This is a genomic window from Ectothiorhodospira lacustris (assembly GCF_022227785.1).
Taxonomy (GTDB): domain Bacteria; phylum Pseudomonadota; class Gammaproteobacteria; order Ectothiorhodospirales; family Ectothiorhodospiraceae; genus Ectothiorhodospira; species Ectothiorhodospira lacustris.
The window spans coordinates 1-12789 of sequence record NZ_JAJNQM010000085.1 but is presented as its reverse complement, the minus strand read 5'-3'; the positions used below and the strand labels follow the sequence as shown (position 1 = coordinate 12789).

13 protein-coding genes are annotated in these 12789 nt (G+C 61.1%); 5 read left to right on the top strand and 8 right to left on the bottom strand.

Going from position 1 to position 12789, the window contains the following annotated elements; genetic code table 11:
* The 3 genes from LQ952_RS13570 to LQ952_RS13560 all read right to left on the bottom strand — a co-directional run.
* Positions 1–988: MraY family glycosyltransferase (locus LQ952_RS13570; protein WP_238623165.1), on the bottom strand; the 988-nt coding region annotated here is incomplete at its 3' end.
* A gap of 93 nt (positions 989–1081) precedes the next feature.
* Entirely contained in the window at positions 1082–3325 is a 2244-nt protein-coding gene (locus tag LQ952_RS13565; protein WP_238623164.1) for a polysaccharide biosynthesis tyrosine autokinase, read from the bottom strand.
* A complete protein-coding gene (locus LQ952_RS13560) occupies positions 3325–4566 on the bottom strand; it encodes a polysaccharide biosynthesis/export family protein (protein WP_238623163.1) in 1242 nt (413 codons plus the stop codon). Before LQ952_RS13560 ends, LQ952_RS13565 begins: the two co-directional genes overlap by 1 nt.
* Positions 4567–4922: 356 nt before the next feature.
* On the opposite strand from LQ952_RS13560, the gene LQ952_RS13555 reads away from it, so the two are divergent.
* The 5 genes from LQ952_RS13555 to pufB all read left to right on the top strand — a co-directional run bounded on the left by LQ952_RS13555 (position 4923) and on the right by pufB (position 8715).
* Entirely contained in the window at positions 4923–6062 is a 1140-nt protein-coding gene (locus LQ952_RS13555; RefSeq protein ID WP_238623162.1) for a PEP-CTERM sorting domain-containing protein, read from the top strand.
* Between the two features lie 141 nt (positions 6063–6203).
* Entirely contained in the window at positions 6204–7382 is a 1179-nt protein-coding gene (locus tag LQ952_RS13550; protein WP_238623161.1) for a lipocalin-like domain-containing protein, read from the top strand.
* 100 nt (positions 7383–7482) lie between these two features.
* Positions 7483–7929, top strand: coding sequence for a low molecular weight protein-tyrosine-phosphatase (locus LQ952_RS13545; protein ID WP_238623160.1), 447 nt, complete (start codon positions 7483–7485; stop codon positions 7927–7929).
* Between the two features lie 446 nt (positions 7930–8375).
* Positions 8376–8561 carry a light-harvesting antenna LH1, alpha subunit gene (pufA, locus tag LQ952_RS13540; protein ID WP_238623159.1) on the top strand — a complete coding sequence of 62 codons (186 nt, stop codon included), beginning with the start codon at positions 8376–8378 and terminating at the stop codon, positions 8559–8561.
* Positions 8562–8577: 16 nt separating this feature from the next.
* Positions 8578–8715, top strand: a complete 138-nt coding sequence (gene pufB, locus LQ952_RS13535) for a light-harvesting antenna LH1, beta subunit (RefSeq protein ID WP_238623158.1) — start codon at positions 8578–8580, stop codon at positions 8713–8715.
* A 141-nt stretch (positions 8716–8856) separates the two neighbouring features.
* Here the strand turns inward: pufB and LQ952_RS13530 are convergent, their stop codons facing one another.
* The 5 genes from LQ952_RS13530 to LQ952_RS13510 form a co-directional block, all read right to left on the bottom strand.
* Positions 8857–9225: a hypothetical protein gene (locus LQ952_RS13530; protein WP_238623157.1), complete on the bottom strand. Its 369-nt coding sequence runs from the start codon at positions 9223–9225 to the stop codon at positions 8857–8859.
* Between the two features lie 131 nt (positions 9226–9356).
* On the bottom strand, positions 9357–10091 hold the full coding sequence (locus tag LQ952_RS13525) for an LrgB family protein (protein WP_238623156.1): 735 nt from the start codon (positions 10089–10091) through the stop codon (positions 9357–9359).
* Positions 10081–10437 carry a CidA/LrgA family protein gene (locus LQ952_RS13520; protein ID WP_238623155.1) on the bottom strand — a complete coding sequence of 119 codons (357 nt, stop codon included), beginning with the start codon at positions 10435–10437 and terminating at the stop codon, positions 10081–10083. The genes LQ952_RS13525 and LQ952_RS13520 overlap by 11 nt, the downstream gene beginning before the upstream one ends.
* 89 nt (positions 10438–10526) lie before the next feature.
* Positions 10527–10961 carry a DUF3617 domain-containing protein gene (locus tag LQ952_RS13515; protein WP_238623154.1) on the bottom strand — a complete coding sequence of 145 codons (435 nt, stop codon included), beginning with the start codon at positions 10959–10961 and terminating at the stop codon, positions 10527–10529.
* Between the two features lie 398 nt (positions 10962–11359).
* On the bottom strand, positions 11360–12789 hold a 1430-nt coding region (locus tag LQ952_RS13510; protein WP_238623153.1), incomplete at its 5' end, for an EAL domain-containing protein.

The window sequence follows — 12789 nt, the reverse complement described above, 5'->3', positions numbered from 1 at the left end:
CCAGGAAGCCTGCCAGCATGAGCCATTCCGGGACACCCGCATGGAGCAGCACCAGACCGGCGGTGGCAAGCACCAGATGCAGCAGGGTGATGAACGCCACTGCGTGATCCACCCGGAACCCGGCCCGCTGCAGCAGGTGATGCAGGTGGCTGCGGTCGGGGGTGAAGGGGGAACGACCCAGCCACAGGCGGCGCAGGATCACGCTCAGGGTATCCAGCAGGGGAATGACGAACAGAGACAGGGCCGCCACCGGCTGGATTACACTCCCCTCCCCCTGGGACAAATCCACCAGGATCCAGGCAAACAGCAGGCCCAGCAGCATGCTGCCGTTGTCGCCCATGAATACCCGGGCGCAGGGCTGGCCGTGATGCCGCAGGTTGAAGTACAAAAATCCCGCCAGTCCGCCCAGCAGGCACAGCACCAGCATGTAGTAAGGGGAGCCGCCGGCCAGGGCGATGAGCACGGCGATCAGGGCCATGGTGACGAAGGACAGGGTGCCCGCCAGACCGTCGATGCCGTCCATCATGTTGAGGGCGTTGATGCCGCCCACGGTGGCGAAGAGGGTGAACGGGATGGCCAGCATGGCCAGGTGCAGGGGGTGGCCGAGCAGGAGCGGCCCCAGGTCGACCAGGATCACGCCGGCGCCCAGGGTCATGACCAGGGCGGCGCCGGTCTGGACCAGCAGGCGAAGGCGAAACCCCAGCCGGATGAGGTCGTCGGTGAGGCCGGTGATGAAGATGGCGAACGCCGCCATGGCCATGAGGAACCACTGGAAACGCAGCTCCGGGTGGGCCTGGTCCAGGATGACCACCCCCAGGGCAAAGGCACTGAGGATGCCGAAGCCCCCAACGAAGGGGGTGCTGCGTTTATGGGCCTTGTGGTCCCCGGGATGGTCCACCAGACCATAGGCCTCTGAAAAGGCCATGGCCAGTCGGATGGCGGCCACGGAGAAGAGCGCGGCGGCCCCAATGATCAGCAAATCCAGCACGTTCTGTCTCCTTGGAGCATGTCCGTTCTCCGGCACTCCGACGGCGGGGTCGAAGGTGACTGCATAAATCCCTGACAGGGGCGCTTGATCAGGTCATGACCGATAGCCGTAGCGATACACGTAGCCGCGATACCCGTAGCGGTAGCGCTGGCGGTTGACGTCCAGGTCGTTGAAGATCACTCCCTTGACGTTCACCCCGGCCTGGGACAGGCGCTTGACCGACTGTTCGATTTCCTGGATCGGATGCCGCCCTGCCCTGGCCACCAGCAAGGTGGCGCCGCCCAGGTTGCGGGCGATGATGGCGGCGTCGGACACGGCCAGGATGGGCGGGGCATCGACGATGACGATGTCGAACATGCCCGAAAGGGTGTCCAGCAGGCTGGTGAACCGCTCGTGCATGAGCAGTTCCGAAGGGTTGGGCGGGATCTGGCCGGTGGTGACCACCTTGAGTCCGTCCTGGGGCGTGGCGCGGATGATGCGCGGCAGTTCGATGGTGCCGGCGATGTATTCGGTGACGCCCCCTTCCCGGGAGATGGAAAACTCCCGATGCATGTGGCCCTTGCGCAGGTCGGCATCCACCAGCACCACGGTCTTGCCGGACTGGGCCAGGACCACGCCCAGGTTCTTGGAAATGAAGCTCTTGCCCACGCCCTGGGAGGGGCCGGTGATGAGCAGCGAGCCACGGGAGGAGTCCAGCAGGGCGAAGTGGATGGTGGTGCGCAGGCTGCGCAGGCTTTCCACGGCATCGTCGGTGGGGCGGGTGATGGCCAGCAGTTCACCGGAGATGCGGCCGCGACGGGATTGCCGGGAGATGGCCTCTTCCGCCTTGCTGTGGGGAATGGTGGCGTACACGGGCAGGCCCAGGTGCTTTTCGATGGTTTCCGGGTCTTCCACCACCACCCGTAGGGCGCGGATCAGGAAAACCAGGCCCAGACCGGCCATCAGGCCCAGGAGCACGCTGATGAGCAGGATCCGCTGCTGGCTGGGGGCCACCGGGCCACGGGAGACCACGGCGGAATCGATGATGCGGGCATCGCCCACGGTACCGGCCCGGGCCACGCGCAGTTGCTGGGCGCTGTGGAGCAGGCTGGTGTAGAGGGCGGTGGAGACTTCCACGTCCCGGCGCAGGCGCAGGGCGGTCTGCTGGGTGTCCGGCAGTTCGGAGACCTGGCCTTCGAGCTGATTGCGCCGGGTGCTCAGACGGCGGATCTGGGCATCCAGGGCCACCATGCGGGGGTGTTCCGCGGTATAGCGCTGGCGCAGTTCTTCCCGCTGCTGCTGGAGGCGGATGATGTCGTTGTCCACCTCGACGATCGATCCCAGCACACTGCGGGTTTCCATGGTGAGGTCCACGGAGCCGCGGGTCTGGCGGTAGTTGTTGTAGGCGGCTTCGGCGGCGTCGAGCTGGCTCTTGAGCAGGGGCAACTGGGATTCCAGGAAGACCAGGGTGTTTTCCGCTTCGGCGGAACGGTGTTCCACGTTCTGGCGCACGTAGGCGTTCATGATCTCGTCCAGCACCGTGGTCAGGCTGGCGCGGTCGGGGCCACGCAGGGCCAGTTCCAGCACGCCGGACCCCCTGCCCCGTTCCCGGACCTCGAACTGGCCGCGCAGGGCGTCGATGGCGGCGCCCCGGCTGCGACGGCCGACGATGAATTCCGTGCCGGGGCGGGCATGGAGTTCGGAGACGAAGATCTGGATGTCGCTGCCGGTGGCGGGTTCACCCACCCGGCCGGTGACCAGGATGCGGCTGTCCCGGTCCCGCAGGGTGTACATGCCGTTCTGGCCGGTGAGCAGGGTCATGCCCTGGCCGATGCGGCTCGGGGGCACTTCCAGGCTTTCGATGCGGATGCGCTCGCCGCCCCAGGCGTAGCGTTCCATTCCGAAGCGGGCTCCGGCCAGTTCGCTGCCGCCGTGGCGTCGGGCGAAGGCATCGCCGAACACGGGGGGGTAGGCCGGCCGAGCGAAGATTTCCAGCCCCAGGCGGTCCACCACCCGGCCCAGGATCATGCGCGAGCGCAGGATTTCCAGTTCGGCGCTGACGGTGACGCTGTCGGACATGATGGCCTGCACATCCTGCAGGGCGGAGAGGCTCTTGCCCTTTTCCTCCACCTGCAGCAGGGCATCGGACCGGTAGATGGGGGTGGCGGTGAAGGCGGCGAAGATGCCGCCGCACAGGGCCAGGGCGGTGATGGCCGCGATGAGCCACTTGTACTGCAGGACCGTGCCGATCAGTTCGCCGATGTGGATGGTGTCGCCGTCGTCTTCCACCGGCGCGGCGGGCGGATGACCCACGTGGGGTGGTTCGTTGATGGGGGTATGCGGTGGGGGACGGTTCATCACTGACGCCCCCCGAACAGGGGATAACGCACGCCGCTGACGGTGTTCAGCAGGCTCCAGGTGGGCTGGATGTTGGCGATCACCCGGTTGAAGCGAACGATGTCGGCCACGTCCACATAGACGATGTCACGGGGCTGCAGGTGGAAGCGTTCCGCCAGCAGCAGGGCATCGGGGGATTTGGCGTTGAGGTGGTAGAGCCGGGGTTGCCCGCCCTCCTCGTCACGCATGACGAAGATCCAGCCGGGGTCGGACCGGTCCTGGTCGACGAAGCCGGCATCGCTGAGCACTTCGGCCAGGGTGGCGCGGCGACGGTTCATGACGTAGGAGCCGGGGTTTCTGACCTCGCCCAGGACGAAGATCTTGTTGAACTGGCTGTCGAGCACGTTGACGATGTCGCCGTGCTGGAGCAGCGGGTTCTGGGTGATGTCGCCGTCCTCGTACAGGGCCTGGACATTGACCCGATAGGTGGCGCCATCGCGGGTGAGCAGCACGTTGCCGTGGTCGGCCTGTTCGCTGAAGCCGCCGGCACGGTTGACGGCCTCCAGCAAGGTCATGGGGATGTCGTCGATGGCCTGGATGCCGGGTGAGGCCACCTCCCCCACCACGTAGACGCGCTTGCTGCGAAAGGAGACCACGCGCACGTCCAGTTGGACCCGTTCGATGACGCGGGAGAGGTGGCGGATGAGGACCTGGCGCAGTTCGCGCACGGTCATGCCGGCCACTTCGATCACGCCCACGTAGGGATAGAAGATGGTGCCGTCCTCGGCCACCAGGGTGCCGGCCTGTTCGGCGGAGCGGAAGGAGCCGGCGGGGATGGTGAGTTCCGGGTGGTCCCAGACGATCACGCTGATGATGTCGCCGGGGCCGAGCCGGTAGTCCTGGTGTTGCAGGCCGAAATCCGGCAGGGCGGCGCCCATGACCTGGGTCTGGGCGGCGGCGGCGCGTCCGGGGAAGGCGCCGATGCCGTTGTTGAGCTGCTGGATGATCAGCTCGGCGGTGATGGGCCGCACGCTGATGTTGGCGGCGGTGAGTTGGTCGTCCTGGATAACCGGCAGGGGGATGGATGAGGTATCCCGCATGCCGCTGGCGGTGGTACCCGGCGCCACGGCGCAAGCGGACAGGCTGAGGATCAGCCCGATCGGGATGACGAGGGCGAGCCAGGCTTTCCAGCCCCGACCATGGGTATTCCCGGGCTTGCCCCACGAGGTCGCCGCCTGCCCGGGGCAGTGTCTAAGCCACATCCAAGCACTCCGCATTGAGATGGTTCCATCAGGCTATGTCGGGACTGCGCCTTGCCCACGGGTCACCGGGTTTCCGGTTGTGCCGTCGTTGGCCTGGGCAAGGGGTATGCCTCCGCTGAAGTGCCGGGAGGTGATGTACCTGGGCAGTCCGTTCAGTTTTCAGTCGAGGCTATCGCATAGCAAAAGATGGGCCGTTTTTTTTATTTTGTGAGTAATGATTGGCTTTTCAGAAGGTTATGATTTTTTGAGGACTGAATAATAAAACAGTCAATCGGTGGGGCCGCTGGTATTTGTAAAATATTCTGACATTATTTGTGTGGGTATTTATCTATACAAAGGTTTACGAGCATCAGTGCATGGTTGATGAGTCGTCGCCCTCCTGCGTCGTCATTCCCGCGAAAGTGGGAATCCATCAGCTCCGGGATAAACCCCTGGACTCCCGCTTTCGCGGGAGTGACGGTGTTATTCCCGCGAACGCGGGAATCCATCATTGGGCACGGATTCGCCCCAAGACATGTCGACCTTTTTTACACCTACTTTTTTTAAAGTCTTTCCCTATCGAGCAGCGACGGGAAAATTCCTTTATTTTCAAAATGAATGATGGAATGGTACAAATTTTGCTGACCGCACGGCTGTACATGAGCTTTGCACTCACGAATCAAGGACAAGGAAAGGAAGAACGCATGAAAAAGCTACTGACTGCGGCATGCATGACCACCGCTCTGGCGGTCGCGGCACCGGTTTCCGCGGGCTGGATCCCGGTGACGGATAGTTTGGCTGGGAACTTGTCGATTTCGGGGCTGGGTGGCGAATCAGGCTTCAGTATCGAGCTAACAAGCCTTGAAGGGGATGTGAATTTTGTTGCCCTGCCGAAGACCCAGCTGAAGGGGGTATATGTCAGGGGACAGCTAGATTTGTATGCACCACCTCGATTAACGCTACCAGGATTAACGCCACCGATCTTTTCGGTCATCTCTGCCGGCTTCATGAATATCTTCAAGGGCATGCTCGGGATTCCGGATCCAGAATTGAGCGGCATGGAGATTATTCCGCTGTCATTTGGTTCACTGTCAACCCAAACCGGATCCGGCTCTTTCGATATTGTTTATGATGGTTTCACAAGCAATGCATTCATCGCTGCGATCAATAGCACCATCGGGACCGAGTTGGCCAACACACAGGGTTCAGGGGGCGTGACGGTTGAGTACACCTACGAGGGCGACTCTGTGATCATGGGTATTTCCGAGACATTTGCGGACTGGATGGGGTTTGAGCGCCTGCTTGATCTTGCTGGTGCGTATTTGAGGGAATCGATTGTTGACGCCCTCTCACCTCCCTTTGATGCTTTCGTTCCCGCATACAACGGCACCATCGCCGGCAGATTCGAACTAACCAATGCAGAGATCAAGTTCGTGCCCGAGCCCGGCAGTCTGGCCCTGTTTGGTCTGGGTATGGCCGGTCTGGCGGCTGCGGGGATGCGGCGGCGGCGCGTGTAGGAGCAGTCCAGCCTTTGGGAGCAGCTCCTGACTCCGAAGGCAGTCCCGACCGTGCGGGAGTTCTGACTCTGTGGGTAATCCTGCCCCTGTGGGAGCGGACCTGAGAAGGCCCGCTCCCACGGCCGAGAGGAAATCAAGCGGATGACTCAGGAAGGTCAAACCACACCCCGACGCAGCGGGCGTTCCAGACATTCCAGAAAGCGCCCTCCCCTCTGGCGACGGTTCCTCGGTCCCTTCATTGCCCTGACCCTGATCGCCACGGTCATCTTGCTGTACTGGGTACTTCTGGTCCCAGGACCGGATAGTCAGGCACGGCATCACCACGAAGCCCCCATGCCGTCGGCACGGGAACGCACCTCGGCCCTGCCGCCCCTCGTACTCCCCCGAGATGAAGCCCCCCATGTCAGCGCCACCGAATGGTGGTATTACAGCGGCCATCTGTTTGGCGAACAAGGCGAGCATTATAGCTTTCATATCACCGTTTTCCTGCGCGACGGCATCGTGCGGCATACCGTCTTCCATGGCTCGTTCACCGATCACGACAATGATCAGCGCCACACCGCCCAGCACCGCACCGCCGGCATTCCATCCCCGGTCAACACCGAAGGTTTCGATTTCCGTTACGCGGACTGGCGGGTATCCGGGTCTGGTGACGAACATCTGCTCATCATGAACGAAGAGGAGTTCCAACTGACCCTGAGCCTGACCGACCCCTGGCCGCCAGTCCTGCACAAGGCCCACAGCTCGGCCACCCCGGGTCTACTGGACTTCGGGGACGCAGGCATCAGCTATTACTACTCCCGCCCACGCATGCAGGCCCGGGGCCAGATCCGGCTGGGTCAGGAGATCCCCGCCCCGGTGACCGGGGAGGTCTGGTTCGACCACCAGTGGGGGGATTTCGAAGCCACCAGGCTGGGCTGGAACTGGTTTGCCCTGCACCTGGAGGACGGCACGGAGCTGATGATTTACGAGCTCTATGATCAGCACGGCAGCCCGCTGACGACCCTGGGCACCCGTTCCCGCAGAGGTCATTCGGAAGCGATTTCTTCCGGGGACATTCGGGTTCACAGCCTTGGGGAATGGACCAGTTCGCAGTCAGGCCTGCGTTATCCCGCAGCCTGGGAGATCGAGATACCGGAAGGTCGATTACAGGTCGAACCCCTGCGTCAGAACAGCGAGTTCGATGGCCGGGAAAGTATATTCATGATCTACTGGGAAGGCGGTGTGCGCGTCAGCGGTATCCTGGAGGGCGTGGGTTTTGTGGAAATGAGCGGCTACGACGGCATCATCCCGGCCCCCGGCATGACCGGAGCCCGGTGAACATGGCCACTCATCCCAACCATGAAGTTGTTCACTCATACTACGGATTGGACGCAACGCTCACCGGCTCAGGCCTTTATCTTTCCCGGATCCATATCGCATGTTCCGACACTTGCTGACCATCTGCACAGGAAATATCTGCCGCAGTCCTCTGGCCCAAGCCTGCCTGGAGGCCATGGCATCGGATTCAGGGCGGGAACTGGTGGTTCAATCTGCCGGGACAAGTGCCCTGGCGGGGCACCCCGCCGAGGAAATCACGCGCAGGCTTGCGGCGCTGCGTGGCCTGAGCCTGGATGACCACAAGGGGCAACAGGTTTCCATCGAGCACCTGAGGTGGGCGGACCTTGTTCTTGTCATGGAGCCACATCACCAACAGTATTTGCTGGACCTGTACCCGACAGCCCGGGGCAAGATCTTTCTGCTGGGGCACTGGACTGAGCAAGTCATTGATGACCCTTATCAGCAGGCAGAACACGTCCACTTGCGGATTCATCAGCAAATCCACGAGGCCACGAAAACCTGGATCGATAAAATGATGAAAAGTTGAGACCCGCGTTCCGTATGATGCACGCCCCGCTCTCTCTCTCACTCAGGGGCGGCATTTTTGCCGGGGATTGGGTCAACTCCGTCCCCGGCCTTTTCCCTGGGCCTGTTTGACCCTGCTCAAGAATTCTTGAAAATCCGTAGCTTTCCTTACGTCGCCTCCATTCTGCCCACTTGACATCCCACGCTGTCAACGTAGACTGACAACCATGCTCAGATCGGGGTTGAGGCCTTCGCCGGATCACCCCGTGAAAGTTGCAAGGCAGAGGAGACTTTCAGGATCGGACTCCCATGACCCACCCTCTGTGGATCGACGAGTGCCGCACCTGAAAACGCACAGTTTTTAAGTTTTTATTTGGGCTGACTGTTTCCGCGTCAGTGGTCATGTCGGCTTCAAGCGGCCTGGTCTTTCCGTAAGACTTGGTAATCCAACCCAAGAGGGCGTTATCAATGAGTGAGTACAGACCCAGCAGTCCCAGCAACCCCCGTGATGATTGGAAGCTGTGGCTGGTTGTCAATCCTGGCACCTGGCTGATGCCGATCCTGATGGCTGTTCTGGTGGTTGCTCTGGCTGTTCACGCTGTCGTTTACAGCAACGACAACTACAACCCGCTGACCTATTCCGTTTCCGAGTAATCCGAGGACTTTGATCATGGATAACAGCATCTCCGGCCTGACCGAAGAACAGGCAAAAGAATTCCACGAGCAGTTCAAGACCACCTTCACCGTGTTCATGGTCTTGGCTGCAGCCGCTCACTTCCTGGTGTTCATGTGGAGACCCTTCTACTAAGAAGGCCCGCAGGCTCACCGCTCTGAAGTAGAGCGTTGGGGGCGTAGGTGACGGTTACCACCCTGGTGGCCATCATCTTCGCCCCTTTTGCTGTCATCAGCCCCGATATCTGATAGAGCAGCCGATGCTTATCCGGCAACTTCAGTCGCTGAGCAGTTCCTCCCTGATCTTGGCCATTCCTCCCCTGCCCCTCATGCCCTTGTTGGCACTGATCACGGGAATATCCCTCGCCTTGAGATCGTCGATGGCCTGCCTGTGCACGGCTATTTCCTTGGCTCGCATCTTCTCCACCTGCGCCCTTGCCTCTTCCAGGGTGTGGAACCATTCCCCGGCGTGGGCATATTCGGGCAGTGTGAATATTTTGCCCAGATCGTCGAAAAACAGCCGGAAGCAGACGGTTTTCTGATCTTCCGAGGTATGCTGGGCGCCGACCTTGACAATGCCTTTAGTCAGAGCCCATTTGGTGACGTAGACTTCCATCACGGTTTCTGCAGCCGGCGTGGTTTCCATTGCTGTCTCGAATTTTGTTGCTCAGGTAAGAATCTGATTATAGGCGTTTGCATAGCCGTCAAAGCCATGAAAGGTACGAATTCCGCCGAATCCGCAAGACAGGGCGACGGGCGGCGATCATGCCCGACGGGTCAAGACCACATCAGCCCGGGTAGCCAGGGTGCGACACCGGGAAGCAGGAAGGCGGTCAGGATACCTGCCAGGCTCAGCCCCAGTCCGGCAAAGGCGCCTGCCGTGGCGCTGATACCAAACGCCTGAGCGGTGCCGAAGCCATGCGCAGACAGCCCCAGGGCAAAGCCCTTGACCCGGTCATCCTGAATGCGAAGCAGGCGAATGAGCAAGGGTGACAACATGCAGCCGATGGCCCCCGTCAACAGCACCAGCGCCGCCGTCAGGGAGGGCAAGCCACCCAGCTTTTCGGCAATCCCCATGGCAATGGGCGAAGTCACCGATTTGGGCGCCAGGGACAGCAGGGTGACGCGATCCGCCCCGAGAGCGGCAGCCACCATGACCGCACTCCCGGCGGCAACGAAAGCACCGACAACACCCGCAACCAGCAGAGGGATCAACAGTTGCCGGATCTGGTGGCGGTTTTCATAGAGGGGTATGGCCAGCGCCACCGTGGCGGGTCCCAGCATGAAGTGGATGAACTGGGCACCGGCGAAGTAGGTGTCGTAGTCCGTCCCCGTCAGGAGCAGGATGCCGATCAGCAGGGCCATGGACAGCAGGACGGGATGCAGGACCATACTGCCGCCCAGACGCCGGTTGAGCCAGAGGCTGAGCTGAAAGACTACCAAGGTCATGGTGAGCCAGAGCAGAGGGCTGGCGGCGAGAAAGGCCCATATATCGGTGAACTCATCGTCCATGGCGACGCTCCCGCAGCCGAATGAGCGCAGAGAGCACCACCATGGTTACCATCATTGCCAAGGCGGTGCTGGCCACCAGCGCCGCCAGAATGGGCAGCCAGTCCCGGGCCACCAGGCCGAAATGCACCATCAGACCGACACCCGCGGGCACAAACAGCAAGGCCAGGTAGCGCAGCAGGCTGTCACTGAATGCTTTCAGCGCCGGCGGCGTTTCACCGCGGATCAACAGACCGACGAACATCAGCAACATGCCCAGCACCGGCCCGGGGAAAGGCAGACCCAGCAACAAGACCGTCACTTCGCCGGCAAGCTGGCACAGCAGGATAAGGATGATGGCCTGCAACATGATCGAAGTGGTCCTGTGACGCTTCCCTGCCCCGGGTCCGGCGGACCTAAACCCTTATACCCTACACGGCGGCCCGTTGACTCCGCACTTCAGGGGCAGTCACCTACCCTGCGGGCTGTGATGTCCGTCTGCATGGGCATCCTGCCCATGGGGCCTTCCAGCTCGGCATTGACCTGCCCGCTCAGGCGATCGCCCTGAAAGGTCATGTCAGCCGTCATCTGAACTTCCATGCCGTTTTCCCGGCAGAGCATGTCGTAGCGCATGGTGCCGGAAGTGACCTGGAGGTTGGACATGTCGCAGTGTTCGCTCAGGTCCATGAATTGAGGTCCCTTGGCAACGTCTTCCGCCGTGATGCACTGCCGGTTGGTGGTGGTGTGCTCAGGGAAGGGGGAGTCGCCCAGGATGCGGGTGACGTTGGTGAATTCCCAGTCGCCCGGCTGGATGTTGAGATCCGTCGCCAGGGCGCCGTGGGACAGCATCAGAAGGGTGCCGGCGATGAAAACCGGACGAAGGACACGCATCATGCATGACTCCAGGAGCAACGGAGAGGGTGGAGCCATGTTAGCAGTCCGGCCCTACAGTGGCCATAGGCCCGCCTGGAAAGCCGATCTGCAACGCATTCGAACAGCCGGCCCAAGGGTTTATACACAGACGGGCAAACTCATAAACCATCCGGCTCCCAACTGTCAACTCCTGTTTCCTGAAAACCTGAAAAAGACAACAACCAAATGATTTCACTTGATTTAATAAATTTGATCATTTCATGACCATTTTAAGACAAGCCTCGGGATGGCGGCCTCCGGCAACGGTTTCCGACACGCTATCCACACACTTATCCACAGCTTCTGTGGATAGCGCCGGTTTCTCCTTGCACGGTTGGAACTTAGCCCTTCTCAGCGATAAAGCACTTGAGATAAGCCCGCTATCTGCGCGCTACATCCGTCGGATGCCGCTGGACACTCTTGCCCTCCTCCAAAGCACCGCGGCGCTCCAGCCGGACAAAACACGCCAACACGGCATCCCGAGCCGCCTCAAGCTCGGGTCGACGACCATGCAGCCGTTGGGGCCATGCGCCCGCTCTTGTCGGACCCACTAGAGATAACAGCAGTTCGTGCACCCTGGCATGGGCTCCCCACAGGTCCGAGAAGGCTTCATACATACCGTAGCGGGCCGAGCCACTACCGTTATACCAACGCACAAAACGGGTATTGAACAGATCATCCGGGGGCGGACTGCCTTCCTGAATTCTGAGCATCACATTCTCAAACCAGCGCTGATAGCCGCGTACTGCTACTGACAGGTTCAGGTCCCCTTCCAGACCCCCGCCAAGATGGACCGGCAGTACCGGCCGATTGTACGTCCATTCTCGAATCCAGGCAGGCAGTGCCTCCTGAGGCATGGGACGTGCAATGCCGTATCCCTGGACATGGCGACATCCCAGTCGGATGAGGAAAGCGGCCTGTTCCATGTTTTCCACCCCTTCAGCGATGATGTCCTTATTGAAGGTGGCCGCCAGGCCCACGATGCTTTCGACGATATCCAGATCGTTGGGGTCTTCCAGCATGTCCATGACAAAGCTACGATCGATCTTGAGCACATCCACCGGCAAGGTGCGAAAATAGGCCAGCGAGGAGTAGCCCGTACCGAAGTCATCCAGCGCGAACCGAACCCCCAGTTTCTTGCATTGGGCAACGACGCTGCCGGCCTTGTAGAGGTCGCTGAAGGTAGCGCTCTCCAGAATTTCGCATTCCAGTGATTCCCGTGGCAACTGAGGGTAGCGCGCCAGTGCCGACTCCAGACAACCGGCAAAGCCCGGTTCAAGAAGATGATGGGCACTGATGTTGACGCTGATGCTCAGACGCAATCCCTGTGCCTGCCACTGTGCCATCTGGCAGAGTGCCTGCTCAATGACCCAGCGGCCGATGCGCGGTTCCAGCCCGCTGCTGCTCAGATCGTCCAAGAAGCTGGCGGGCATGAGCAAGCCCCGTTGCGGGTGCTGCCACCGCAGCAGGGCCTCGGCGCCAGTCACTCTGCCGCTGACCAGGTCGACCCTGGGCTGATAGTGCAACAGGAACTGTGCCTCCCGCAGACCGGCTTCCATGGACTTGATGAACTCCCACCGCCCCTGATGCCGCAGACTCTGGTCCATATCAAAGATGGCGTACCGGTTCTTACCGGCCTCCTTGGCCTGATACATGGCTTGATCCGCATGCCTGATCAGCGTATCGGCGTCGTTATCGTCCTCGGGAAAGAAGGTAACCCCCATACTGGCTGACAATCGCACACAGGCCCCGTCGAAAATTGCCGGCTCTGCCACGGCGATGAGTAAGCGCTGGAAAAGACGATGTGCCT

Bases quoted from the DNA above. Each gene is read 5' to 3' on its own strand.
- LQ952_RS13565 (WP_238623164.1), bottom strand. From the start codon at position 3,325: ATGAACCGTCCCCCACCGCATACCCCCATCAACGAACCACCCCACGTG.
- LQ952_RS13560 (WP_238623163.1), bottom strand. From the start codon at position 4,566: ATGTGGCTTAGACACTGCCCCGGGCAGGCGGCGACCTCGTGGGGCAAG.
- LQ952_RS13555 (WP_238623162.1), top strand. From the start codon at position 4,923: ATGGTTGATGAGTCGTCGCCCTCCTGCGTCGTCATTCCCGCGAAAGTG.
- LQ952_RS13550 (WP_238623161.1), top strand. From the start codon at position 6,204: ATGACTCAGGAAGGTCAAACCACACCCCGACGCAGCGGGCGTTCCAGA.
- LQ952_RS13545 (WP_238623160.1), top strand. From the start codon at position 7,483: ATGTTCCGACACTTGCTGACCATCTGCACAGGAAATATCTGCCGCAGT.
- pufA (WP_238623159.1), top strand. From the start codon at position 8,376: ATGAGTGAGTACAGACCCAGCAGTCCCAGCAACCCCCGTGATGATTGG.
- pufB (WP_238623158.1), top strand. From the start codon at position 8,578: ATGGATAACAGCATCTCCGGCCTGACCGAAGAACAGGCAAAAGAATTC.
- LQ952_RS13530 (WP_238623157.1), bottom strand. From the start codon at position 9,225: ATGGAAACCACGCCGGCTGCAGAAACCGTGATGGAAGTCTACGTCACC.
- LQ952_RS13525 (WP_238623156.1), bottom strand. From the start codon at position 10,091: ATGGACGATGAGTTCACCGATATATGGGCCTTTCTCGCCGCCAGCCCT.
- LQ952_RS13520 (WP_238623155.1), bottom strand. From the start codon at position 10,437: ATGTTGCAGGCCATCATCCTTATCCTGCTGTGCCAGCTTGCCGGCGAA.
- LQ952_RS13515 (WP_238623154.1), bottom strand. From the start codon at position 10,961: ATGATGCGTGTCCTTCGTCCGGTTTTCATCGCCGGCACCCTTCTGATG.